At 55.4% G+C, this 26,033-nt stretch carries 22 protein-coding genes; 16 read left to right on the top strand and 6 right to left on the bottom strand.

The window, feature by feature from the left end; all coding sequences use genetic code 11:
• Window positions 1–3: 3 nt before the first annotated feature.
• The 16 genes from A2273_06725 to A2273_06650 all read left to right on the top strand — a co-directional run bounded on the left by A2273_06725 (window position 4) and on the right by A2273_06650 (window position 15,979).
• Window positions 4–1,308 (top strand): adenylosuccinate lyase, encoded by a 1,305-nt coding sequence (locus A2273_06725; GenBank protein ID OGF08627.1) that lies wholly within the window; start codon window positions 4–6, stop codon window positions 1,306–1,308.
• A gap of 12 nt (window positions 1,309–1,320) precedes the next feature.
• Window positions 1,321–2,547 (top strand): hypothetical protein, encoded by a 1,227-nt coding sequence (locus A2273_06720; protein OGF08626.1) that lies wholly within the window; start codon window positions 1,321–1,323, stop codon window positions 2,545–2,547.
• Window positions 2,544–3,200, top strand: a complete 657-nt coding sequence (locus A2273_06715; protein OGF08625.1) for a phosphatidylserine decarboxylase — start codon at window positions 2,544–2,546, stop codon at window positions 3,198–3,200. Before A2273_06720 ends, A2273_06715 begins: the two co-directional genes overlap by 4 nt.
• A gap of 263 nt (window positions 3,201–3,463) precedes the next feature.
• Window positions 3,464–4,213, top strand: a complete 750-nt coding sequence (locus tag A2273_06710; GenBank protein ID OGF08624.1) for a CDP-diacylglycerol--serine O-phosphatidyltransferase — start codon at window positions 3,464–3,466, stop codon at window positions 4,211–4,213.
• Complete coding sequence (locus tag A2273_06705) at window positions 4,200–4,451, top strand: phosphoribosylformylglycinamidine synthase subunit PurS (GenBank protein ID OGF08623.1); 252 nt, start codon at window positions 4,200–4,202, stop codon at window positions 4,449–4,451. The genes A2273_06710 and A2273_06705 overlap by 14 nt, the downstream gene beginning before the upstream one ends.
• A complete protein-coding gene (locus A2273_06700) occupies window positions 4,448–5,143 on the top strand; it encodes a phosphoribosylformylglycinamidine synthase I (protein OGF08622.1) in 696 nt (231 codons plus the stop codon). Before A2273_06705 ends, A2273_06700 begins: the two co-directional genes overlap by 4 nt.
• 1 nt (window position 5,144) lies before the next feature.
• Window positions 5,145–5,942 carry a hypothetical protein gene (locus A2273_06695; protein OGF08621.1) on the top strand — a complete coding sequence of 266 codons (798 nt, stop codon included), beginning with the start codon at window positions 5,145–5,147 and terminating at the stop codon, window positions 5,940–5,942.
• A 1-nt stretch (window position 5,943) separates the two neighbouring features.
• Window positions 5,944–8,190 (top strand): phosphoribosylformylglycinamidine synthase II, encoded by a 2,247-nt coding sequence (locus A2273_06690; protein ID OGF08620.1) that lies wholly within the window; start codon window positions 5,944–5,946, stop codon window positions 8,188–8,190.
• Between the two features lie 161 nt (window positions 8,191–8,351).
• Entirely contained in the window at window positions 8,352–8,846 is a 495-nt protein-coding gene (locus A2273_06685) for a hypothetical protein (GenBank protein ID OGF08619.1), read from the top strand.
• A gap of 103 nt (window positions 8,847–8,949) precedes the next feature.
• A complete protein-coding gene (locus A2273_06680) occupies window positions 8,950–9,765 on the top strand; it encodes a hypothetical protein (GenBank protein ID OGF08618.1) in 816 nt (271 codons plus the stop codon).
• Between the two features lie 222 nt (window positions 9,766–9,987).
• A complete protein-coding gene (locus tag A2273_06675) occupies window positions 9,988–10,458 on the top strand; it encodes a peptide-methionine (S)-S-oxide reductase (protein OGF08747.1) in 471 nt (156 codons plus the stop codon).
• Between the two features lie 591 nt (window positions 10,459–11,049).
• On the top strand, window positions 11,050–11,832 hold the full coding sequence (locus A2273_06670; GenBank protein ID OGF08617.1) for a hypothetical protein: 783 nt from the start codon (window positions 11,050–11,052) through the stop codon (window positions 11,830–11,832).
• 91 nt (window positions 11,833–11,923) lie between these two features.
• Complete coding sequence (locus A2273_06665; protein ID OGF08616.1) at window positions 11,924–13,336, top strand: hypothetical protein; 1,413 nt, start codon at window positions 11,924–11,926, stop codon at window positions 13,334–13,336.
• A gap of 141 nt (window positions 13,337–13,477) precedes the next feature.
• Complete coding sequence (locus A2273_06660) at window positions 13,478–14,050, top strand: hypothetical protein (protein ID OGF08615.1); 573 nt, start codon at window positions 13,478–13,480, stop codon at window positions 14,048–14,050.
• Between the two features lie 6 nt (window positions 14,051–14,056).
• Entirely contained in the window at window positions 14,057–15,214 is a 1,158-nt protein-coding gene (locus A2273_06655; GenBank protein OGF08614.1) for a hypothetical protein, read from the top strand.
• Window positions 15,215–15,277: 63 nt separating this feature from the next.
• Window positions 15,278–15,979, top strand: coding sequence for a hypothetical protein (locus tag A2273_06650; protein ID OGF08613.1), 702 nt, complete (start codon window positions 15,278–15,280; stop codon window positions 15,977–15,979).
• Window positions 15,980–16,049: 70 nt separating this feature from the next.
• On the opposite strand, the gene A2273_06645 is transcribed toward A2273_06650, so the two are convergent.
• The 6 genes from A2273_06645 to A2273_06620 form a co-directional block, all read right to left on the bottom strand.
• The gene (locus A2273_06645) at window positions 16,050–16,889 is read right to left on the bottom strand and encodes a hypothetical protein (protein ID OGF08612.1); all 840 of its coding nucleotides are present in this window, start codon (window positions 16,887–16,889) and stop codon (window positions 16,050–16,052) included.
• A gap of 118 nt (window positions 16,890–17,007) precedes the next feature.
• Window positions 17,008–17,586, bottom strand: coding sequence for a hypothetical protein (locus A2273_06640; GenBank protein OGF08611.1), 579 nt, complete (start codon window positions 17,584–17,586; stop codon window positions 17,008–17,010).
• Window positions 17,587–17,682: 96 nt separating this feature from the next.
• Entirely contained in the window at window positions 17,683–20,304 is a 2,622-nt protein-coding gene (locus A2273_06635) for a leucine--tRNA ligase (protein OGF08610.1), read from the bottom strand.
• Window positions 20,305–20,396: 92 nt separating this feature from the next.
• On the bottom strand, window positions 20,397–21,278 hold the full coding sequence (locus A2273_06630) for a hypothetical protein (GenBank protein OGF08609.1): 882 nt from the start codon (window positions 21,276–21,278) through the stop codon (window positions 20,397–20,399).
• A 16-nt stretch (window positions 21,279–21,294) separates the two neighbouring features.
• Entirely contained in the window at window positions 21,295–22,290 is a 996-nt protein-coding gene (locus A2273_06625; protein OGF08608.1) for a DNA polymerase III subunit delta, read from the bottom strand.
• Window positions 22,291–22,405: 115 nt separating this feature from the next.
• Window positions 22,406–25,942: a hypothetical protein gene (locus A2273_06620; GenBank protein OGF08607.1), complete on the bottom strand. Its 3,537-nt coding sequence runs from the start codon at window positions 25,940–25,942 to the stop codon at window positions 22,406–22,408.
• Window positions 25,943–26,033 lie beyond the last annotated feature (91 nt).

The raw sequence follows: 26,033 nt of genomic DNA, 5'->3' as shown, positions 1-26,033 counted from the left end.
AAGATGATCGAACGCTATACCCTGCCCAAGATGAAGGCCGTCTGGAGCGAACAGAACAAGTTCCAGAAATGGCTGGACATCGAGATCCTGGCCTGCGAGGCCCAGGCCCGGCTGGGGCGCATTCCCCAAAAAGACCTGGAGAACATCAAGGCCAGGGCCGGCTTCGACATCGCCCGGATAGACCAGATCGAGGCCGAGGTCCAGCACGATGTCATCGCCTTTCTGACCAGCGTCAACCAGCAGGTGGGCGAATCGGGCCGCTTCATCCACATGGGCCTGACCTCGTCCGACGTGCTGGACACCGCCTGGGCGGTGCTGATGAAGGAGGCCGGCCGGCTGCTGATGGACGACCTGAATAAGCTTTCGGCGGTCCTGAAACAAAGGGCCTGGGAACACAAGGACACCCTGATGATGGGGCGCAGCCACGGCATCCATGCCGAGCCCACCACCTTCGGGCTGAAGCTGGCCATGTGGTGGCAGGAGATACAGCGTGACATTCTCCGGATGGAACGGGCCATCGAGACGATCTCCTGCGGAAAGATCTCCGGCGCGGTGGGCACCTTCGCCCATATCGACCCCTCGGTGGAGGAATACGTCTGCCAGAAACTGGAATTGAAGCCGGAGCCGGTGTCCACCCAGATCGTCCAGCGGGACCGCCATGCCGAATACCTGTGCACCCTGGGCATCATCGCCTCCACCCTGGACAAGATCGCCCTGGAGATCCGCCACCTGCAGAGGACCGAGGTCCGGGAGGCGGAGGAGCCGTTCTCGGAAAAACAGAAGGGCTCCTCGGCCATGCCCCACAAGCGGAACCCCATCATCTCCGAGCGGATCTGCGGGATGGCCCGGGTGATCCGGACCAATGCCCTGGTGGGGATGGAGAATGTGGCCCTGTGGCATGAACGGGACATCTCCCATTCCTCGGCCGAGAGGATAGTGATCCCCGACAGCACCATCGCCCTGGATTATATTTTGAACAAGACCATCTGGCTGATCGAGGGCCTAAGGGTCTATCCGGAGAGGATGGCACTGAACATCGAGTCATCCGGGGGGCTGATCTTTTCCCAGAAACTGCTGCTGGCTTTGGTGGAGAAGGGCATATCCCGGGAGGACGCCTACCGCATCATCCAGCGCAACGCCATGAAGGTATGGGAGGGGGGCGGAAACCTCAAGCAACTGGTTCTGGCCGATGCCGAAGTGGCAAGATCATTGGATGCCAAGGCCATTGCCGATGTATTCGATCCCGAAAGTTTTATCCGGAATATCGGACATATTTTTAAGCGTATCGGGTTGAACGGCCCCAACTGAAAAGATAGGGGGATGATCATGGACATGTTGACATATGGAGCAATAGGATCGGCGGTCCTTTTCCTGGTGCTGTTCCTGATCGCCAGCGGCAAGGCCGGGCAGAAGACCGTGGCCTGCGGCATGGCCCAGAACGAGCTCAAACGGCTGAAGGAGGACGAACGCCGTCAGCGGGACATCATCGCCAGCATGAAGAGCTCTCTGACCACCATGGAGAAGGACCATTCCGAGCGCTCCCGGGTGTTCATGGTCCTGCTGGAACTGGCCCGGACCCTGGGGGGCAGTCTGGAAAGGGAAAAGCTGCCGATGCTGCTGAGCCGGATAGCCCAGCAGCTGTTCGACTCCGAAGAGGTGATCTTTTTCAAGGTGGGCGACGAGGGGGCGGAGCTGGCGGTGGCCGAGTCCATAGGGCTGGACCCCAAGATCGCCCAGGAACTGGTGATCAAGGTGGGGGAGGGGTACGTGGGCCATACCGCCGCCAAGCGGGTGATCATGGCCAAGGAGGATTTCGAGAACGAGAGCAACCTGATAAAACAGAAGCTGGAGAACACCCGGGATAAAAGGATCAATCCCGTCCTGTGCATCCCCCTGGTGCAGAGAAATAATGTGATGGGGGTGGTCTCCCTGGGCAGGATCCAGCGGCGCTCCAAGGAGGAGCGGAACCTGATGATGATCTTCCAGAGCCTGGGCTCCATGGCCCTGGACAACGCCGGGCTGTTCGAAAAGCTCTACACCAAGGACAAGCTGACCGGCCTGCTGAACCGGAGGTATTTTGACGAGCGGGCCCTGGCAGAACTCAACCGGGCCAAGCGTTTCGGGCACAAGCTGTCATTCACCCTGATGGACCTGGACAATTTCAAGGCCTTTGTCGAAAGCAACGGCACCCAGGCCGGGGACAAGGTGCTGGCCCGGATCGGCATGCTGCTCAACGAACATGTCCGGAGGATAGACATCTCCTGCCGGCTGGACGAGGACAAATTCGCCGCGGCCCTGCTGGAGACCGAAAAGGGCCAGGCCCTGCAGTTCGCCGAAAAGATCAAGAAGATCATCGATTACGATGCCACCATCAACGACCAGGCCTTCAGCTCCCAGCGCCTGACCATCAGCCTGGCGGTGTTCACCTTCCCCGACGACGGGATCTCCTACGAGCAGATATTCAACGACGCTTCCCAAAGGCTGCACGAGATGCAGGCCAAGGGCGGCAACGTGATCATCAGCGACATCGGGGGAGGAGGCGCATGAAGCTGGCCCCGGAGGGAATGCCGACCATCGCCATCGCCGGGCTGTTCTTCGTCATCGCCCTGGCGGCCTGGCTGATCACCAAAAACCAGATAACGGCCTATCTGACCCTGGCCTTTGCGGTGGTGGCCCTGTTCATGATGTTCTTCTTTCGCGATCCGGCCCGGCAGGGGGAATATCTTCCGGGCCGGCTGATATCCCCGGCCGACGGCAAAGTGGTGATCGTCCGGGAGACCGAGGATGCATTTCTGTTCAGGAAAAAGGTCATGCAGGTCAGCGTCTTTTTATCTCCCCTGGATGTCCACATCAATTGGATCCCCATCTCCGGCCGGGTGGTATACCAGCAGTACCATCCCGGCAAATTCTTTCCGGCCTTCGAGGAAAAGGCCTCGCTGGCCAACGAGCAGATGCAACTGGGGATCGAAACCCCCTACGGGAAGATCCTGATGAAACAGATCGCCGGGATCCTGGCCCGCCGGGTGGTGTGCTATCCCAAACTGGGAGATGAGGTAAGCGCCGGGCAGCGGATGGGACTGATGAAGTTCGGCTCCCGGATAGACCTGCTGCTGCCGCTGGGCACCAAGATCAATGTGAAGGTGGGGGACAGGGTAAAAGGCGGGGTGACGGTGATAGGGAGTATGGACGGTGATATCTAACTTGAAATCACAGATTGTGATTTCAGGTTAGATGAGGCGAAATTTAATCTTTCAGCGATAGCCTGAAGCCTATCGCTGGTCGTTCATAGAGGCCGCTGGGGCGGCCTGAGAGTAAGGCTCGGCAGAGCCTTGATGATTTATAGCGATATCGTTCCGACTTCGTAACGGTAAAACAAATACTTCGTCGGATAAATCACGGTATCGCGACAGGGTCAAAGGGGGCGTCACCCCGATCGCCATATTCAATAAATAGGTTTTATGAAATGAAACCCAAGATCAAAACCCCGGCGTTCCTGCCCAGCGTCTTCACCAGCGGAAACCTGTTCTGCGGGGTGCTGGCCATCATCGAGGCCTTCAACGGCAACTATTACCGGGGGGCCTGGCTGATCATCCTGGCCGGCTTCTTCGATTCCATAGACGGGATGGTGGCCCGGCTGACCCACCACTACAGCCGCTTCGGGGCCGAGCTGGACTCGCTGTCCGACGTGGTGTCCTTCGTGCTGGCCCCCATGATCCTGATCTACCCGCTGGCCTTGAAGAACCTGGGGCTGTGGGGCAGCCTGACCGCCTTCGCTTTCGTGGTGGCCGGGGCCATCCGGCTGGCCCGCTTCAACGCCAACATCAAGAGCCTGAACGAGAAGGAGATCTTCCACGGCCTGCCCACCCCGGCGGCCGGGGGGGTGGTGGCCAGCTTCCTGCTGTTCAGCAACGCCGTCGGCTACGACCTGTCCCTGGTGCGCTTCATCCCGCTGGTGATCATCCTGCTTTCCTTCCTGATGGTCAGCGACATCGAATATCCGCCCATCCCCAAGATGGCCGACCGCAGCTTCAAATCCTATCTGATCTACGGCGGGTTCATGCTGGCCATCCTGGGCATCATTAAAAATCCCAACCTGACGCTTTTCCCCATCCTGACCGGATACATCCTGTTCGGTCTGATTTGGAGGATCTACCGATCAAGCCACATGGAAAAATTGAAGAACAAAAGGAGAAGAAAAATTGCTGACAGCTGAGATCCATGTCACCCTGAAGGAGTTGGTGCTGGACCCCCAGGGCACCACCCTCAAACGCTCCATGGAGACCATGGGATACCGGGACATCGAGGAGGTCCGGATGGGCAAGTTCATCCAGGTGCGGTTCGACAGCCACGACCGGAAGGCGGTGGAGAAAAAGGTCGACCAGATGTGCCGGCAGATCCTGTCCAACCCGGTGATCGAGCAGTACAGCTATTCCCTGAGGGAGGGCGAATGAAATTTGCGGTGATAACCTTTCCCGGCTCCAACTGCGATTACGACTGCTACCGGGCGGTGAAGGACCATCTTAAATGCCAGGTGGAGTATGTCTGGCACCGGGAGAATTCGCTGAACAACTGCGACTGCGTGATCCTGCCCGGCGGCTTCTCCTACGGCGACTATCTTCGGACCGGGGCCATCGCCCGATTCTCGCCCATCATGAAGCAGGTGATGGATTTCGCCGGGCAGGGCGGCCCGGTGATCGGCATCTGCAACGGATTCCAGATCCTGCTGGAGAGCGGGCTGCTGCCGGGGGCCATGCTGGTCAACCGCAGCCTGCAGTTCATCTGCAAAACGGTTCACCTGAAGGTGGAGAACAATACCCTGCCGTTCACCAATCGGCTGACGGCGGGACAGCTGCTGAGAGTCCCCATCGCCCACAAGGAGGGCAATTATTTTGCCGACCAGAGGACCATAAAGGAACTGGAGGACAGCGGCCGGGTGGTATTCCGCTACAGCGACGGCTCGGGCCGGGTTGACGACAGCGCCAATCCCAACGGCTCGGTGAACAACATCGCCGGCATCACCAACCAGCAGGGCAACGTCCTGGGAATGATGCCCCACCCGGAGCGGGCCATGGAGCAGCTGCTGGGATCGTCCGACGGAAGCCTGGTATTCGACTCCATCAAGAACTTCCTGGGAGCAAGATGACATGCTGAACAAGCCGTACAAACAGCCGGACGTCAACGCCATTGCCCAACTGCTGACCAAGCTGGACCAGATCCTGGCCGGCGACCCCGACAAGATGATCCGCCAGCTGCGCCAGCTGGCCAAGGTGGTGGACCGGCTGGTGCCCTACCATGACGGACACATCATCCGGGTGACCTTTTATTCCCTGGCCATCGGAATGCGGATGGGCCTGCCCCAGGAGGACCTGCTGACCCTGGAGGTGGCGGCCCTGCTGCACGATTTCGGCAAGCTGGGGGTGGACGAGGCCACTTTGGATAAAGAAGAGGAATTGAGCAGCGACGACCTGACCGAGATCCATCATCATGCCGAACGGGGCTACCACATCATCTCCGGCTTTTCCAAGCTCTGCACGGTGGCCGACATCATCCGGGACCATCACGAAAAATTCGACGGCAGCGGTTATCCCAACAAGAAGAAGGGCCACGACATCAGCCGGCTGGCCAGGATAATCGCGGTGGCCGACGCCTATGATGCCATGACCGCCGACCGCCCCTACCGCAAGGGCCTGCCGCAGAAGACGGCCGAGGCCGAACTGCTGATCCATTCCGGCACCCAGTTCGATCCCGAGGTGGTGGACTTCTTCGTCAACCATGTCCAGGACAAGAAGCCGGACATAAAAATATCGCTGCTCCGCAAGACCTTCAAGATACAGCGCCGCAAGCCCCGGGCCAATTCCCAGAACGGGCCGAAGGCCAATTCCCGAAAGACCGCCTCCCCGGGAGGCGCCAATAAACCGCAACCTTCAAACCTGAAGAAATAACATGACCAAACATCAGGAACCTGCCGTAGATATAAAACTGGCCCAAAGCTTCGGGCTCAGCCAGGAGGAGTTCGACAGCATCCAGCGGATAATGGGGCGGACCCCCAGCTATACCGAGCTGGGCATCTTCTCGGTGCTGTGGTCCGAACACTGCTCCTACAAGAATTCCAAGCCGCTGCTGAAGCTGTTCCCCACCCGGGCGCCCCAGGTGCTGCAGGGCCCGGGGGAGAACGCCGGGATAGTGGACATCGGGGACGGTCTGGGGATCGCCATGAAGGTGGAGAGCCACAACCACCCCTCGGCCATCGAGCCCTATCAGGGGGCGGCCACCGGCATCGGCGGCATCCTGCGCGACATCTTCACCATGGGGGCCAGACCCATCGCCCTGATGGACCCGCTGTACTTCGGCTCGCTGGACGACGCCCATGTGAGGCACCTGTTCTCCGGGGTGGTCTCCGGCATCGCCGATTACGGCAACTGCGTGGGCATTCCCACCGTGGGCGGCTCGGTGGTGTTCGACGAGTCCTACACCACCAACCCGTTAGTCAACGTGATGTGCCTGGGGCTGGTGGAGAACAAGAAGATCATGCGGGGCTTTGCCTCCGGGCCCGGCAACCTGGTGATAGCGGTGGGGGCCACCACCGGCCGGGACGGCATCCACGGGGCCACCTTCGCCTCCGAGGAGCTGTCCGAGGCATCATCGGCCAAGCGTCCCTCTGTCCAGATAGGGGACCCCTTCACCAAGAAACTCCTGCTGGAGGCCACCCTGGAGCTGATCGAGTCCGGCCTGGCGGTGGGCATCCAGGACATGGGGGCGGCCGGGCTGACCAGCTCGTCCATCGAGATGGCCTCCCGGGCCGGGACCGGCCTGGAGATGGATATGTCCCAGGTTCCCCTGCGGGAGAAGGGGATGACCCCATACGAGATCATGCTGTCCGAATCCCAGGAAAGGATGGTGGTGGTGGCTCCCAAGGAGAATTACGACCAGATCAAAGCGATATTTGACAAATGGGAGCTTCATTGTTCCTCGATAGGGGTGGTCACCAATGACGGGAAAGTCAGGATCAAATGGAAGGACGAGGTCTTTGCCGACATCCCGGTAAAGACCCTGGTTGATGAGGCCCCGGTATACCAAAGAGAAAGCAACAGACCGGGTTATCTGGATAAGTTAAAGCAATTCATACAAAACGACATCAAGGAACCAAAAGATCACAATAAGTCGCTAAATAGTGTACTATCGGCCCCTACCATTGCCAGCAAACGCTGGGTGTATCAGCAGTATGACCACCAGGTGCGAACCAACACCGCGGTCCTGCCGGGGTCGGATGCCGCCGTCCTGCGGATCCGCGGCACCAACAAGGCCATCGGCATCACCACCGACTGCAACGGGCGGTATTGCTATTTAAATCCTTTCAACGGCGGGGCCATAGCAGTGGCCGAGGCCGCCCGTAATCTGGCCTGTTCCGGGGCCAGGCCCTTGGGCCTGACCGACTGCCTGAATTTCGGCAATCCCTATAAGCCGGAGGTCTTTTACCAGATGAAGCAGGCGGTGGAGGGGCTGGCCCAGGCCTGCAAAGTGCTGGAGGTGCCGGTGATCTCCGGCAACGTCAGTTTATACAACGAAAGCCTTACCCACAGCGTCTATCCCACGCCCTTGATAGGGATGGTGGGGCTGATCGAGGACCTGTCCCACATCACCACCCAGTGGTTCAAGCAGGCCGGAGATGTCGTGTTTCTGGCCGGAGATATAAAATCCCAGCCGGATATCGGGGGCTCGGAGTATCTTAAAGCGGTGCACGGCCAGGTGAACGGAGACGCCCCGGCCATCGACCTGGAGGCCGAAAAGAAACTGCACGATTTTGTCCGGGATGCCATCAGGGCCGGACTGGTCCGCTCGGCCCACGACTGCTCCGAGGGCGGTCTGGCCGTGGCCCTGGCCGAATGTTGTTTTACACCACCCCTTGATCCCCTCCTTAACAAGGAGGGGACAGGATTGGTTGCTGATCTGTCCGGCCTGCCCGGCAGGGGAGACTTCAAGCTGTTCGCCGAGACCCAGACCCGTATCATCCTGTCAAGCAGGGCGGCGGATGTTGAGAAACTGGAAGCATTGGCAAAGAAGCAGGGCGTTGACATTCTAAAGCTGGGCACGGTCGGGGGAGAGAAGCTAGTCATAAAGGATCTGATAGACATTCCGGTGGCCGAGGCCCGAAAAACCTGGGAAGAGGCCATCCCGAATATGATGAAGTGACCCCACCCTGGTGAACGGGGCTTAATGGGACGCTGATAAACGCAGATTTTACTGATTTGGTTTTGTGTAGGGTCATCCTGAGTCCGACAAACTTGCCTGGCAAGCCGAAGGATCTGTAACCACCAAGGGATATAGGCATAACATTAATTGTGAAATGTTATATGCTAATTTTAAAAATCAAGAAAACGGCTATAATACTTTCCCAGATTGTAATATTATTAATAATACTAATATTCCTGGATAAAATCCATAAAGAACCCAGTAGTTTTAATATAATATATGGTTTAATCCTTTCTTTTGCTGGCGTTTATTTTAGTTTTATCGTTTTACCGTATATCACTATTACCATAAAAAGCGAAGGCTTGGAATTTATTGATATTAGTATATTTAAACTTAAGTTTAAAAAAGTAACGTATTTTAAATGGCAGAATATTATTAATATTTATCCGAATAATATCTACTATTTCGGATCTATACCGAAGGCAGTCTTCATTCAGGGAGTTGTAGATGGTAAAGAGTACAACATTGCTGTAAGTAATTTGTTCTACAATTTTAAAGAGGCTCTATTATTCATCGAGAAACATGTAACTTCGGATATTATAGACGAAGATGTGAAAAAGTTAATTGAAAGTTATAAACGTGAAATGGGACGCTGATTTTCGCAGATTTTACCGATTTGGTTGAGGAACGTTTTCATGTCATTGCAGGGTTGCTGTTCTCTGGCAAATGAAGCAATCCACGCTTATCATTTAGTATACATTGTTTTTAGACGCAATATTCATGAAAATAACCCGAATATCAATAATTGTTATAATTCTGATAATAGTTTCTTATGAAATTGCATCTGTCATTTACAGAGGCCTGCAATGGCATTCCCATTTCATGGGTATTGCAGTGCCTGAAAATTTAATGGTTACTCTTTATGAAGATCAGTTTAGTTTACATATTGAGAAAAGCACGCTCAGTTCTTTAGGTGGTTCAGTAGATAAATCCAAGGCTAGAAATTCATACAACTATCTGTTTAGACACCTTGACAACGATGTTAAAGAGAATATAATTATCGGTTATCTTGATCATACGAATTATTTTACACCCGAAACGGTAGTTTTTGACACTGTAAACACATACTCTGGTAATCGCTGGGATTTAAAGGCTCATAACATCGGTGAAGATTGGGGATGGCAATTTAGTTACCCACTGTTCGTCTTTAATAGCCGTGTAGTTCCACATTCCGGAAAATTGATAATAAATGGTTTACACATTGATAGTAGCCTTACGATTAAGCACAAATATACACAAGAATATCGTTATGTCGGCAATTTCACAGAGATTGGCTTTTGCGTAAAAGACGATTCTTGGCTTATTAAAAATATACCAATAATATTTGAACCCTACCAACCCCAATACGGTTCTTTGTCATTTTTTATAACACCTGGGAAGGAGATCGCATATATGATTTTCTATATCAGTGACGGCACAAAAGCGCAGTATTATAATCATTTCAAACAAATAGAGCCAGCATTAAATTCAATTAAGATACATGGGTTTTATGACGAAGATAGGACTGATATTTAATTAATAATATGTGCTTATAATCAAGCATTATCTCTTGACAAACCCTCTATTCGGCCTTATATTGGCTAAAGGAGGGTTTTTCTTTTGAATAAACGAATCTATCTCAGCCTGCTGGCTTTTCTGCTGGGCTTTGTCCTAACACTTAATGCCCAGGGCCAAGACAATAAAAGTAAGGGCGGGTTTCAAACCCGCCCCGATAACACCAGGGCAAAGGATAAAAAGATGGAAACCGCCATATTCGCGGCCGGGTGTTTCTGGGGGGTGGAGGCTGACTTCCAGAAGCTCAAAGGGGTCATTTCCACCGAGGTGGGCTACACCGGCGGCCACACCCAGGATCCCACCTACCAACAGGTCTGCACCGACACCACCGGCCACGCCGAGGCCATCCGCCTGACCTACGACCCGGCGGTCATCAGCTATGATGATCTGCTGAAGGTCTTCTGGGAGAATCACAACCCCACCACGCCCGGCCGCCAGGGCCCGGACGTGGGCTCGCAATACCGCTCGGCCGTATTCTACACCACCCCGGAACAGCAGAAAACTGCCCAGGCATCAAAAGAAAAACTGGATGGGTCGCACAAATACTCCCGGCCGATAGTCACCGAGATCACTCCGGCCGGGGAATTCTACCGGGCCGAGGAATACCACCAGCAGTATTACCAAAAGAAGGGCGGCGGCAGTTGTAAATTTTAGAAAACCCTCGCCACCCGTTCAACCTGCTGGGCGGGGAGAGGTCTCAGGGTGACAATCAGTGGATAGTAGGGCGGGGTCAGCCGGCAGCTATATGAACTTTTTTGACCACCCCTTTGGTCCCCTCCTTGCACTTCGACTTGCTCAGTGCCAGCTCAAGGGGGACGGAGGGGCGGTTTTTTCTTGACTTTATTCTGGCCAAATTATAAACTAATATCTAACCACTGTCACCCTGAGAATCGCCTACGCTCTGGCAAGCCGAGTGCCTCCGCAAAAGCTACTGCACTTAAAGAAGACATTAGAGTAGCGTAAGCGGAATGGGTGACGGTAACTCATCCTTCAGCCTGTGCCGCCTCGAAGTCCCTCTTCAAAGGTTAAACGAATGACAGTTTCAGGGCAAGCTCTCAGGATGACAACGAAATTGTCACCCTGAGAATTGCCTACGCTCTGGCAAGCCGAATGGGTGACGGTTATTCATCCTTCAACCTGTGCTGCCTCGAAGTCTTCCTTCAAAGGTCAAAAGAATGACTGTTTCATGGCAAGCCTCAGGATGACACTATTTAATTTCCATTTCTAATTCACCGGAGGAAAAATATGCAGATAATAGACCTTGGTCAGAAAGATCTAAGTTCGTATTTCCTGTGCCTGGAGGACTGGTCCGATGAGATCAAGGAGGCCGGTGACCACAAGGAAAAATGGTACGGCAAAATGAAGGACCGGGGCCTGGGGGTCAAGCTGGCGGTGGACGACCACGGGGTGGCCGGCGGCATGATCCAATACCTGCCCATCGAACATTCCACCGCCGAAGGACAGGACCTGTATTTCATCAACTGCATCTGGGTCCACGGATACAAAAAGGGCCGCGGCAATTTCCAGAAGGCCGGGATGGGGAAGGCCCTGCTGGAAGCGGCCGAGGAGGATGTCCGCTCATTGGGCGCCAAGGGGCTGGCCGCCTGGGGAGTGATCCTGCCTTTCTGGATGAAGGCCTCCTGGTTCAAAAGGCACGGCTACCAAAAGGCCGACCGGGACGGCATCAGCCAGCTGGTCTGGAAGCCTTTCTCCGCCGATGCCCAGGCGCCCAGATGGATCAAGCAGAGGGCCAAACCGCAGAAAAGGCCGGGGGTGATTACGGTCACCTCGTTCATCAACGGCTGGTGCCCGGCCCAGAATTTGACCCATGAGAGGGCCAGGCGGGCGGCATTGGAATTAGGCCCAAAGGTTGTTTTCGAAACGGTGGATACCCTGGACCGCGGCAATTTCCTGAAATGGGGAATATCCGATGCTTTATTTATCGATAACAAACAGGTAAATACCGGCCCGCCGCCTTCATTCGAGAAGATCAGAAAAGTTATAGAAGCTAAGGTCAAAAAACTGTGAAATGACTCACGAAATCACTTATTGTTCTTGAATAGATCATAAGATAAATGTTATAGTAAACATCATATCCAGGTAAATTATTCAAACATATATGAGCATAAAATTCCGGCAATATCATAAAAAAGACCTGTGGCTGACGGCCCAAGCCGATGGCCGGCCGTTGTATTACCCCTACTATATATACCGGGAGAGGGCCTATGTGCTTCAGCTGACCGGCCGGTGGAACGATTCCGAGGCCATCCAGCGCCGCAATCTGGAGTTTGCCGTCAAAACCGGCGATCCCTGGCTGGCCGCCAAGTGCCGGAGCCTGCTTAGCGCCACACTGATATTGAAGGGGGATTATGACGAGGCCTTCCGCTTGGCCGAGGAAGCGGCCAGGGACTTCGAATCCCTGGGGGATGAAAAGGAAAGGGCCGCCTCCCATAGCTATCTGGGCAATATATTTTACAAGCAGTGCGAATATGCCAAGGCTATGGAGTATTTCCGGGAATATCTGGCCATCTCCGAAAAGGAGGGAAACCTGAAGGATGCCGGACACGCTTTGGGGCTGATCGGGGTGATATACTACGATCAGGGCAATTACGAAGAGGCCATGAAGTATTACGACCGCCAGATAAAGATCTGCGAGCAGACCAGTGATACCATCCGCCTGGGGTGGGTCACCGGCAACATCGGCAACGTATATCTGGACCAGGAGGATTACGTCCGGGCCATGGAGTACTACCAGCGGTCACTGAAGTGCAGCCAGATGGTGGGGAACACGGCGGGGATCTGCGCCAGTATCGGCAACATGGCCATTATCCATGCCAAGGCCGGGCGGCACCAGCAAGCTCTGGACGGGTATAACCAGCAACTGGCGCTGGCCCGGGCGATCGGTGATGAGCGCACCGAGGCCTATACCATGGTGAACATGGGGGATCTTTACTACAGCCAGGGCCGGTTCGGCCCGGCCCGTGATTGTTACCAAAGACAGCTGGAGATATCCGTCCGTTTCGGCGACAAACCCATCACCAGCTTCGGCCACTATATGCTGGGAAAGCTGGAGAGGCTGTCCGGCGACCTGAAAAGCTCGGAGCGCTGCCTGGACCGGGCCATCGCCCTGGGGCGGGAGATCAACCTGATGCATTACCTGTGCTCCTATCTCTACCAGCAGGCGCTGAATTATTCGGATACCGGCCGCCCGGAGCTGGCCACAACCACCGTCAAGGAAGCCCTGGAGATCGCCGGCCGGGTCTCCAACCGGGAGATCACGGTCAAAGGCAGCATTTTGAAACTCCAGCGGGAATGCCGGGATGACCGGGTGGCCCTGGCCGAAAAGCTTCTGGAGCTGTCATCCGAACATGCCGAACCGCGTTTCCAGGCGGAGATCGAATACGCCCTGTTCCGGGCGAACCGCTCAGAGGAACACCGGGAGAAGGCCCTGTCGCTCTACCGCAGCCTGAACGCCGCCACGCCGGAATACGAATACCGGCTGATGATCGGGGAGCTGGAAACCGTTCTTTGAACAAAGGACCCCCGCCCGATAAAAGCCTTTCGTAAATCTTCGAAAGGCTTTAATTTTATGGCTTTCCCGGGGCAAACCACCGGTCAAAATATATAATTATTTTGATTGACAAGGCCGTTTTTGTTCTGTTATCATTCAAAGATGATGCTTTTCAACGAGAGGAATATGAAACAGTTAAGAATTTTATTGTTCTTGGTCCTGGCGGCCGCCTCGGCCTCCGGCCTGATGGCCCAGGACACCGTCAAGGTGGGCGCTCCGGCCCCCACCTTCTTCCTGCCGGCCCTGGACGGCTCCCGGTTCTTCCTTTCAGAACATATCGCCCCCAAGGGACACCAGGCGGTGCTGCTGGATTTTTACACCACCTGGTGCAAGCCCTGCCAGAAGGAGCTGCCCCTGCTGGACAGCCTGGTGAAAAGGTACCCGTCCGACTCCCTGATCCTGGTGCTGGTGGACGTGGGGGAGAAGAAGGACACCCTGCTCAAGTATTTCGACTCCGCCCGCTATGGATGCACCGTTCTGCTGGACCAGTTCAACGCGGTGGCCGACAAATACAACGTCAAGAGCTTTCCCACCCTGGTGCTGATCGACGGCTCCGGAACCATCCGCTATATCGGGCACGGCTTCGACCAGAAGAAGGGGGTGGCCGCGCTGGGCAAGGTGCTGGACAAGGTGATCTACCCCAAGAAGAGCAAATCAAAAAAAACCAAGAGGTGAAGCATGATGAAATATAGGATCCTGATCCCGGTTCTGCTGTTGCTGCTGCCGGGCCTGTCCCGGGGGCAGGAGAAGACGGCGGTGGCGGTGCTGCAGTTCGAGCCCCGCAACATCAGCCAGGCCGAGGCGGTGATCCTGTCGGACCGCCTGCGGGCCGAGCTGGTGAACACCCGCCACTTCAACGTGCTGGAGCGGGAGCAGATGGACAAGATCCTCCGGGAGCAGAAATTCCAGCTGACCGGGGCCTGCAGCGACGCCTCCTGCCTGGTCCAGGTGGGGCAGTTGATGGCGGTGTCCAAGATGATGGGCGGCACCATCTCCAAGATCGGCAACACCTACACCGTCCAGGCCCGGGTGATCGACGTGGAGAGGGGGGTCATCGAGACCGAGGTCTCCCAGGATTTCACCGGCACCATCGAGGACCTGAGCGGCTTCATCTACTCCTGGAACCGGGCCGACAATCCCAAATCAGCCAAATCCGGCGGTTATCAGGAAGGGCCGGTCAGCCTGGAGGCGGCGCCCGGCGAAAAATTGAAGCTGATTGCCAGGATATCGCCGGAGATAATTTTTGCCTCGATGGATGCCGAGATCGAGTACGACCAGTCGCTGCTGAAGGTCAAAGCGCTGGAAGCATCGGACCTCTGGCAGGGGGGAGACAAGCCGCAGCTTTTCTTGAGCAAGCAGCAGGAGGGAAGGACCGTCATCAGCGCCGCCAAATGGCAGGAGGGCCAGGAGCCATCCGGCCAGCTGTTCTCCATGAGCTTCGAGGGTAACAAGGCCAGCCAGACCCCGGTCGCCCTTTCTTACCGGCTGTATAACGATCAGGGAGCCGAGATCTGCAGCGGGAACACCGCCCTGACATTGAATGCCGGGTTGGGCATACCGGGCGGATTTTTCCTGGGCCGGGCCGCGCCCAACCCGTCCAACCGGCCGGTGGCCGTCAGCTATCAGCTGCCCCGGCAGGCCCGGGTCAAACTGGAGGTATACAACATCGCCGGACAGCAGGTGGCCACCCTGGTGGATGCCGAGCAGCCGGCCGGGTATTACAGCCAGACCTGGGACCTAAAGGACCGCGGCCGGAACCGGGTGGCCAACGGCATCTACTTCTACCAGCTGAGCGCCGGGGAATACCGGAGCGTAGGCAAGATGGTGGTGATCCGGTGAACTGCTTGACTTGGACCCTTAAATTGGTATAACATTAAAGACAACACAATACGGAGCGTCATTATGAAGAAAATATCCCTGATGGTTTCGGCCATCATCCTGCTATCGCTTAGCGCCAATGCCCTGCCGGGTCTGGAGATCGGCGTGGGGCCCTATGTCGGGCTCTACAGCCCGGCGTTGACCACCATCAACGAGCAGGTGCTGCTTTACGACCACCAGACAGCCTTCGGCTCGGCCGCCATCTTCGGGGGTCAGGTTAAACTGGGCCTGCCCCTGGGATTGGGCGGCGGGGTGGACCTGGGATACTGGAGCAGCAGCAAGGAATGGGCCGAGGACAACCTGGACCAGCATGCCTACAAGGTCAAACTGATGCCGGTGGATGTCTTCGTGCAGTACGCCATGCCGCTGGTGCCCATGGTGTTAAAGGCCAAGGCCGGCGTCTCGGTGGGCAACATCTGGGCCGGACTGGACGCCAGCCAGGTCAGGCCCAACCAATGGAACCATTACTGGAACTCCGAGGGAAGCGCCGCCACTTTCGGCATCTTCGGAGGGCTGGACCTGGTGGCCCTGCCCAAGTTCAATATCAGCGCCGAGATCGGCTACAAGATGGGCGAGGTGGATCACCTGATAATCAAGGAAAGCCACGAACCGGACAATGTCAATGATGTATTGGAGTATTACGACCACGACAAGGATCAGGTCCTGCCGTTGCCGCTGGAGATCAGCGGGATCACTGCCAAACTTATTGCAACCTACGTATTCTAAGGTGGTTAGATGAAATAGTAAAAGCCCGGTCTTTATAAGACCGGGCTTTTTGATTAAATAAATATATGGTTTAACTAAATCTGGCAAATATACTGCAAGGCATGGAGATATCATTATTGCCCAAATGAAGTTCACCGCATTGGATCCGATCTGGCGGCAGAATATCGGCCAGCAGGTTCTTAAGGGTCTGGGGCGAATGCCCCACATTATAGGCATTGATCAGGAAAAACAAAGGATTGTCCGGCAATAACTTGGAGCAGATGGCCAAAAGTCTGGGCAGATCTCGGTCAAATTTGAATGTTTTACCTGAGGTATCACGGCCAAATGCCGGCGGATCCATGATGATACCGTCATATCTAACCCCACGTTTGACCTCCCGCTCGGCGAACTTAAGGCAGTCATCCACCATCCAGCGGATGGGTTTATCGGCCAGATTGCTCAGTTCCTGGTTGCGTTTGGCCCATTTGACGGCCGGTTGGGATGAATCCAGGTGGCAGACCCTGGCTCCGGCTGCCGCCGCCGCCAAGGTGGCAGCTCCGGTATAGGCGAACAGGTTGAGGATACTTGGTTTAGGCTGGCTTTTAGTGATCAATTCCGATATCCAGTCCCAGTTGACGGCCTGTTCCGGGAATACTCCGGTATGTTTGTACGGGGTCAGTTTGAGCTCCAGTGTCAGACCTTGGTATCGGAAAAGCCAGGGCCGGGGAGGAGGCGAAACTTGCCGCCATTTACCGGTCTCAATGAAGACAGCCTGAGCTTTGTTCCATTGATCGGCCGGGAGTTTTTTGTTCCAGATGGCTTGCGGCTCGGGCCGGGAGATCAGATAACCGCCAAAGCGTTCCAGCTTCCGGCCATCGCCGGAATCGAGAAGGGAGTGGTCTTTAAGGCTGTTTGGAGTGAGGATCTGCATTATAAGTCCTTGCGTAATAAGCAATATTAATAGTTTACATAATATTTATTATGGGACAATTTGATTTTAAGGGTGGTTATTTATTCTACGCCCTTAAAGGATACATATATTTTTAGTACTAGCCTCCATCTATGCTGTTTTCAAGTTTTGACATTATTTCGTAGAAATCATAACATTCTGTAACTAATATCCTTTGCTCTGGTATCAAACCGTTGATGTGCTCTTTATAGGTTAAAAGTATTTCAATAAATTCTTTAATAGAATTTTCATAAAACTTTATTACATTCTCTTTAATGGAGGCTTTATCCTCTTTATGTAACTTATTTAAATCTTTAATTAACAAATCCATGGTTTGTATAACATATCGAAATTGTTTTAAACCCCTTTCTTTAACCAAATTATTTTGTAGCCCACGTAAGTTATTTTCAGGTATCAATAAACGTAATGCATGTGATCCATTATATTCTTTTTCCTTGGGGCCTATTACCGTAATAGTTAAATAATTATTGTTGATGCTTTTAAATTTATCATTAAATATATTATAGTTATATTTCCTTTTTTCGTCCTTCGCCATTTCTTCTGTCGTTTTTGCATATTTTATAGTAGCCCGTGCCGTTATTGCTGAAACTATTACGGCAGCAGCTGATATTAATGTTGCAATTGCTGATATAAAAACTGCTATTTCTGTTGTTGACATATTTTACTCCTTAACACAATTCTTAAATCTTAAATACCTGATAGTGTATTATACAAAAATGCTGGCATTGTTGCCAGCATTTTTGTCAATCACCCTTTACCCTACAATATTCACCAGCTTCTTGGGCACCACCACCACTTTCTTCACATTCACCCCAACCAAATACTTTTTTACCTGCTCGCTGTTCAAGGCGGTCTTCTTAAGCTCCTCGTCGCTGATATCGGCCGGAACGGTGATCCGGTCCCGCAGCTTGCCGTTCACCTGGACCACCAGGGTGATCTCCTCATTGGCGGCGACCTGGGGATCGGACTTGGGCCACTGGGCCTTGTAGGTGGTCCCTTTATGCCCCAGCATCTGCCACAGCTCCTCGGACATATGCGGGGTGAACGGCGCCATCAGCAGGGTCATGGTCTCCAATATCTCCGAAACCAGGCAGGGATGATCGGTCGCCGGCATATCCTCCTTGACCGGAAAGGCGTCCTGAACCTCATTGGTCAGCTCCATCAGGGCCGCCACCGAGGTGTTGAACTGGAAGCGTTCCATGTCGTCGGTGACCTTCTTGATGGTCTGGTGCAGTTTCCGCCTGACCGATCTGACTGCTAAGTGGTCTTCCTGTTCGATCTTAGCGGCCCAGTCAGCCTGATAGACCGGCTGATAGGTGGTTATCCAGCGCCACACCCGGTTGACAAACCGGAAAGAGCCGTTGATCCCCTCCTCGGTCCACTGAATATCGTCCTCGAAGGGCGCCATGAACATCTCATAGACCCTTAGGCTGTCGGCTCCGTATTTTTGGGCGATCTCGTCCGGGGTCACCACGTTGCCCTTGGACTTGGACATCCTGGCCCAGCGCCACACCATCTGGTCCTTTGGGAACCCCTCCCTCTCTTCGGGCTTTAAAACGATCCAATCGACCAGACGGGCTTCGCCGCCCTCGTTCTCCGCGTTCTCATTGGCCCGGGGCTTTCTTCCCGGGGTGTAGGCCAGCAGGGATCCCTGGTTGTGGAGGGTCAGGAACGGCTCGGTGAAATTCAAATAGCCCTCATCGAACAGCACCTTGGTCCAGAACCGGGAATACAGCAGGTGAGACCTGGCGTGCTCGGCCCCTCCGGCATAGATATCAACCGGCAGCCATTTATCCAACTTTTCCCGGTCGGCAAACATCTTATCGTTATTCGGATCGGTGAACCGCATGAAATACCAGGAAGAGCAGGCAAAGCCGCCCATAGTGTCGGTCTCCCGTTTGGCCGGTCCGTGGCATTGGGGGCACTTAATATTGACGAACTCCGGGATATTGGCCAGGGGCGATTCGCCGGTACCCGAGGGATGGTAGTTCTCCACCTCCGGCAGCAGCACCGGCAGCTGGTTCTCCGGCACCGGCACCACGCCGCACTTGGGACAGTGGATCATGGGAATGGGCGCTCCCCAGTACCGCTGGCGGCTGATCAGCCAGTCCCGCAGGCGGTAGTTGACCTTGCCCGCCCCCTTCTTGTTCTCCTCCAACCATTTTACAAACTTGGAAATGGTCTCCTTTGAATTGGGCAGGCCGTCGAACTGTCCGGAATTTACCATGGTCCCGCCGTCGGGAATGGCCTGGGTCATCTCCTCCGGTCCGGCCGGCCCTCCCTCCGACCGGAAGACCATCCGGACGGGAATGCCGAACTTGCGGGCGAATTCGAAATCACGCTGGTCGTGAGCCGGCACCGCCATAATGGCCCCGGTGCCGTAGCCCATCATCACATAGTCGGCTATCCAGACGGGGATCTTCTCCCCGTTGACCGGGTTGACGGCGTAGCTGCCGGTGAATGCGCCGGTCTTGGTGCGTTCGGTGTTAAGCCGCTCGATCTCGGTCTCACACTGGGTTTTCTTGATATAGGCTTCGACCTCGGCTTTATTCCCGGGCAGGGTCAGATCTTCCACCAGGGGATGCTCCGGCGCCAGCACCATGAAGGTGGCTCCGAACAGGGTGTCCGGCCGGGTGGTGAATACCTGAATTTTTAATTCTGAATTTTGAATTTTGAATTCGACCTGGGCTCCTTCGCTCCGCCCTATCCAGTCCCGCTGCATCTCCTTCATGCCCTCGGTCCAATGGAGCTTCTCCAGATCGTTCAGCAGCCGGTCGGCGTAAGCGGTTATCTTAAAGAACCACTGGGGCATCGGCCGTTTCTCCACCACGGTGTCGCAGCGCCAGCAGCGGCCTTCTTTGACCTCTTCGTTGGCCAAGCCGGTCTTGCAGGCCGGGCACCAGTTGATGGGGGCGGTGTCGCGGTAGGCCAACCCCTTTTTATAGAGCAGTATAAAGATCCACTGGGTCCATTTGTAATAATCCGGCAGGCTGGAATTTATCTCCCGGTCCCAGTCGTAGCTGCATCCGGCCAGCTTGAGGGTCCGCTTGTAATTGGCGGCGTACTCTGGCACCATCTGGCGCGGGTTGCGCCCTTTTTTGATGGCTTCGTTCTCGGCCGGCTGGCCGAAGGCGTCCCAGCCCATGGGATGCAGCACGTTGAAGCCGCTCATGCTCTTGTAACGGCAGAGGGCGTCCATCGGAACGTAATTCTTAAGGTGCCCCACATGGAGTCCAGATCCCGAGGGATAGGGAAAAAACTCCAGGTAGTATGCCTTGGGTTTATCACAATCGTCATGAGCCCGGAAGGTCTTTTCCCTCTCCCAGGTCTCCTGCCATTTGGCTTCGATCTCTTTGAAGTTGTATTCTCGGGTCATATTTGATATTCCGGTTGTTCGATTTAATTGCAAAAGCCCTCAGATCAACAAATCATCTCTGAAGGCTTTCAATCTATTTATCTGAAAGTCCTTTATTTTCCGCCCAGCAGATCGGTGGCGTTGATCAGCTCATTGCCGCATTTCTCGCAGTACCAGTTGTCGGCCCGGTTGAAGGCTCCGCACTTGGGGCATTTAAGTTCGCCCTCATGGGACTCCCCGATGGCGGCCTCCTCGACTTGGGGCTCAAATGAAACGTTTTCCTCTATCTGGATCGGTTCGGGTATCGGGGCTACGGGTTCGGCCGCCGGTTGCTCCTGGCCGAAATTGGCACCCAATATGCTGGCGAACTGCTTCTCCAGATCGTCCAACTCGCTGCGCTGAACTGCCGGTGTGGGTTGAACCTCCGGCTCCGGGGCAGGCGGTGGGGTTGGTTCCGGCCTTGGAGCCGCCGGGGGCGGCGGGGATGCCGGCTTGGAAGCAACAGCCTGGTGCGGCGGGGGCGTTGCCGGAGGTTCGGATGCCACGAGAGCAGCCGGCTGGGCAGTTTCCCCGCCGATCAGCGCCCGGCAGCGATCTATCTTTTCCGTCAGCTCCTGGAGTTTGGCTACAATGGCCTCGTTCTCGCTATTATGGGCCTCCGATTTCCGGGCATAGTCGGCATCCTCCACCTCGCCGATGGCGGCCCGCAATTCCAGTTCCTCCATCTCGGTGCGGATCTCCTTCTCCCGGGCCAGCAATCCGGCCTGCTCGGCCAGAGCCGCATCCAGCGTCTCCTGCATTCCGGCGCCCTTCTCCTCCAGCAGAACCTGCAGTTCCAGCAGCTTGGCCTCATACTCCCCGCGCACCTTCTGGAAGATCTCCGGCTTGGTGGCGGCCTTCTTTTCGTCCAGCAGCCGGATCCGTTTGTTGAAGACCTCCGTCAGCCGTTGAAGTTCCTCTATCGACTCGTTGCCAGTGATATTCTCTACAGCCATTATTATTTCCTTAAATTTAGGAAGATAATTTATAGATAAGTTTTTGCACCAGGCTTCGGGGCTCTCCCCGTCCGGATTTAAGGGCATATTCGGTCCGGTAGATCTGGCCCATGGCCCACAGATACTGCTGCGGGGTCCTCTTCCGCGAGGCGGGGATCATCTGGTTGACGTAATATTCATGGCTCTGGATGCTGTATCCGATCTGACGGGGGGATATCCCGCGGGCGGTCATCAGGAGCACCTTCCAGTATTTTTCCAGCTGATAGCAGACAGCGCTGACCAGCCTTACCGGGTCCTCCCCGGAGGACAGCAGTTTTTCGTAAAGTATCAGCGACCGGTCCCGGTCCCGGTTGCAGATGGCGCCGGCCAGTTCGTAACTCTCAACTTCGAATGACGACCCGGCCAGTGCCTTTATGTCGGCTTCGGTAATTTCGGACCGGTTTTGACCGATGGTGTATATCTCAAACTTCTCTATTTCCTTGTCCAGTATGCCCAGGTTATTGCCGGATATCTCGACCAGCATCTGGGCTCCGGCGGGAACGATCTTTAACCCCCGGGCGGAGGCCTTGGCCATCACCCATTTCACGGTCTCGGCCTCCTTCAGCTGGTTGAAGACCAAGGTGGGTATCTTCTCGGCCAACCCCTTGTAAAAGGCTGTCTTCTTGTCCAGATTCACCGAGCATAATATCAAACAGACGTCCTGGCCGGGAGAATCCAGGTGTTCCAGGATCTGCTTCCGGCTCTTTACCGAGAGGGCCTCTATCTCCTTGACCACTATCACCCGCTGTTCGGCAAACATCCCCAGGCTCTGGGTGCGCTGCAGGATGCTGATCCCGTCCTGCTCGGTGGCCGAGATGCGCTCCAAACCCTGTGAAACCTGGGATTCGCCCAGGAAAGCCAGGGCCAGCCGGCCGATGGCCTGATCTTTTAGATACTCCTCTTCTCCCGGGAAAAAATACGCCAAAGCTATCTTTTTTGCCGCGATCTGGCGTTCTAAGTCGTTAAATGTCATCTTAACTGTATAGTTTACTAACTAAACAGGGATTTGTCAACAAAATTCTTAAAACGAAATATCAGGTTAAAATAAAGCCGGGCCCTTTAAGAGGCCCGGCTTTATCAGGCTGAATTTAACGGAGAATCGTGATCCGCTTGGTCAGTGTTTTGTTCATGGTCCTCAGCTGGTAGATATACACGCCCGATGCCAGTTTGGCCCCGTGGCGGTCGGTGCCGTCCCAGTTCGCCGTGTGGTGCCCGGCATCCAGTTTCCCATTGGCCAAAGTTGTGACCTTCTGGCCCAGCACGTTGAACACCTCCAGGCTGGCCTGGGCCGATGCCGGCAGGCTGAACCTGATGGCGGTGCCGGTTGTCATGGGGTTGGGGGCGGCGGCCCTGAGCTGCAGGACATAGGCCCGGGACTCCGGCCTTCCCTCCACCCCGGTGGGAGTGGCCGAGGCCTGGTTGGAATAGTCGCTGAAGGTGTCGGGAGAGGCATAGAGGGCTCTGACCACATAGTAGTATGTGTTATTGTTCAGAACAGTGTTGTCGGTATAGGTGGTGTCGTTGATCTTGGCCAGCTCGGCATAAGGCCCGCCGGAGACGTCGCTCCGCATGAGATCATAACCGGTGATGTTCTTGGCCAGGAACAGGGCCCCCATCAGGCTGGGATACACCGGGGTTTGCTTGGTGGCGATCATTGCGGTCTTGATGTCGGCCAGCTTCGGCAGCGACTTGTCCCCTGGTTTAGGCACATAAGATTTCAGTGCCAGGCCCTTGCTGTAATTATGGTAGGTGACCGCCGCCTGATGGCTCCAGTCGTGATAATTGTTGCTGCCGTCGATCATGTTGCCCCAGGTCGTTGCAGAGGAATCATATACCAGCGAGCGGATCCCCGGACCATCGCTGTCGCACGTGGGCATGGGATAGTTGTCGGTCCGGATGACATAACCAACATGGAAGTCACCGGAAGACAGTATCAGATTTTCGGAAGATATGTCGATCACAGTATAGTTCGGGTAGTCCAGAGGCAGCACCACCCGGGGCGGCACCAGTTCGACCGACCGATCGGGCAGGCCGGCCCCGTCGTCCGCCCAGACGTGAACCTCGACCGAGTCAATCCCAATGGCATTCCACCATGATGAAACAACCTGTTCCACCTTGCAGGGATAATGCTGGGGGGTGAACCGGGTGGAGATGATGTCTCCGGCGTCCCAGAAGAAACCGGTAGCGTTTGAATTGGAATAATCAATTACTTCGGCCGGCGGGGCCCAGGATAGGTCGACGGTCAGGTTGCCTCCGTTTGCAGCCAGGCCGGTGGGCGCCAGCGGGTCCAGGATGCGGAACTGATAGCCCCGGTACATGCTGGGGTCATACTGCACCGTCCCCCCGTCGTCCCAGGCCCCGAAGAAGAATTCTATCACCGTTCCGGCCGCCAGTGGCCCGGGAATGCTGTAGTTGAAGGTATCTCCGTCGGTCGAGGAATGGACCATAGCCCACCAGTCGGTGGCGTTGTCGGTGTACCACAGGGTGTCGGCCGCGATCCCCGCCTTGCCCAGGTCGGTGATCACCGCCCGCACCGGGAAGGGACCGGTCCCGTCGTAGGTGTCCTCCGGCTGCTGGACCAGGGTGATGGACGGGCCCTGGAAGGGGGCGGTGGTGAACTGAACCACGGTATCCGGCAGAATGGCCATACTGTTGCCCGCCAGGTCTTTCCCTGCGGTGATTATAACGGACATCACCGTGCTGTAGGGATAGGGGTCCTGGGGGACCAGGGTGAAGGTATCGCCGGCTGCGTTCCAGCTGGGGGTGAAATCATGGAAGGGATCGGTGAATCCGTCGAGCGAATCGGTGTTCATCGGCTCGGAGAAGGCGATGACGATGGTGTCGTTGAGCCCGACCCCGGTGGCGCCCCAGGCCGGGGAAACGCCAGTTATGTACGGTGCGATGGTGTCGCTGAAGGTGTAGATGGCATCCTGATCCTTGGCCAGGGTGAAGATGTCAAATGCGGTCAGGCTGTCCAGCACCACCGATCCCCCGTCCGCTGCTCCTCCGGGGTTCCTGGTGCCGATCACCGGGAAGGTCCAGGCACTGTCGTACCTGCCCGCCACCATGCCGGGCTCATCGGTGGATTCGATAAAACCGGTGTTGAAATCGAACGGCAGGTAATTCAGGGTCAGGCTGTATGACCCGAATGTTATCAGAGAATCCGGGCGCATGCCCAGCTCCCAGTAACGGAGCATGCAGTTCTCGGGAGTGGTGACGCCAGGGGCGGTCGAAGCGACAGTTTTGACTGACATCAGCCCCTGTTTGGCCACCACGTTGAAATCCAGGGTGACCGGGGAGTATCCCGATGCGGTTCCAATGTCAAAGGCCTTATTTATGTTGGCCCCAGCTTCCACCACCCTGCCCATCATGCCGATGACATAGCCGGTGGTTCGGTCCACTGCCCCGGCCGCTCCCAGATAGTTGTCTCCGATCACTCGGATCACCCCATCGGTCAGGAACAGGGTATCGTTGACCATTACCGTTTCATCCATGGTCAGTCCGCCGGGATTGTTGACGGCCAGCTTCTGGACGATGTCGGTGGTCGGCATCTCATAGCCGGTGGTGCAGGCCGCCGCCCCGTAATATATCAGGTTGATGGTGTTGCCGAATATAGGCGCTTGGTTCAATCGCCCGGTAGTCCTCTGGATTGTCGAGTTGTCCAGCATCTTGATGTACTGGGCGCTGTCGATGACCCCGCTCATCAGCCCCAGCTTGCCGGCCACGGTTATGGGATAGGTGAGAGACAACCCGCTGGGATCGAAGAAATTCAGCGAATCCAGGAAGGTCAGGGTGTCGGTGTTGGGGAACAGCAGCTGGCCGCCCGTATTGATGTTGAACACCTCGCTGCCGGTGCCGTTGGCCATGATGGAATCCCCGGCCGAGAGCAGCCCCGAGATGTTGACCGTGGAGGTGTTGCCGGTGGTAACTGAAACGTTGAAATTGGATCCATTGTACATGATCATGTTGCCGTCGATGTTCACCACGGCGTTGCCCATACCGGTGGTAGCTGTGGCACCGTTGGTTCCGTAGGCGAAGAACGAACCGGGCCCGAAGCTCACCGTCTTTCCGGTATTGATGTTAAAGGTCATGCTGGAACTGCTGTTGCAATAAAGACTGGCCCCCGCAAAACGAAGAAGGATGTCCATATCGATGGTCATCGTTCTCCCATTTTGTCCGCTGGCCGGCCTGAGGCGGGATATGTCGGTGGTGCCCGATCCCTGGAAAAGCAGGTCGGCTGCATAACAGGCGGTTATGCAAAGACCATCAGTGCCGCCACCCATCAGTCCGTTATTGGTGATGGTGCTGCCATAGATGTTTATGTATCTGTTTGAAGTACTGTTGGCGTAAAGTTTGGCGTTGGCCTCGATGGTAAGATCCAGGCAGTTCTTGGGGCTGGCTTCTACAATTACAGTGTCTCCGGTTTGAATAGTGACATTATTAGCCGAGGTAGGCTGTACCGATGCCGCCACCCAACTGGTGCTGACCGTATCGTAGGTCTCCCAGGTGGCGGCGGTGCCCCAGTTGCCGCTGGCAGCTGAGCGGTAGTCGCCGTGGGTCTGACCCAGGGCGCTGACGGCGGCTACCAGTAAAACCGCCATGATGAACAGACTTGTTTTTTTCATAACCCCTCCATTAGTGATGAATATTGTTTTCATTATTCGCATTCAATATTTTAACATAATAGAGCAAATTGTCAATCATTTTATGCGGCCG

This window comes from Candidatus Edwardsbacteria bacterium RifOxyA12_full_54_48, assembly GCA_001777915.1.
Classification (GTDB): domain Bacteria; phylum Edwardsbacteria; class AC1; order AC1; family EtOH8; genus UBA2226.
Note: the sequence above shows the minus strand (reverse complement) of the source record. Positions and strands in the feature narration are given on the sequence as shown.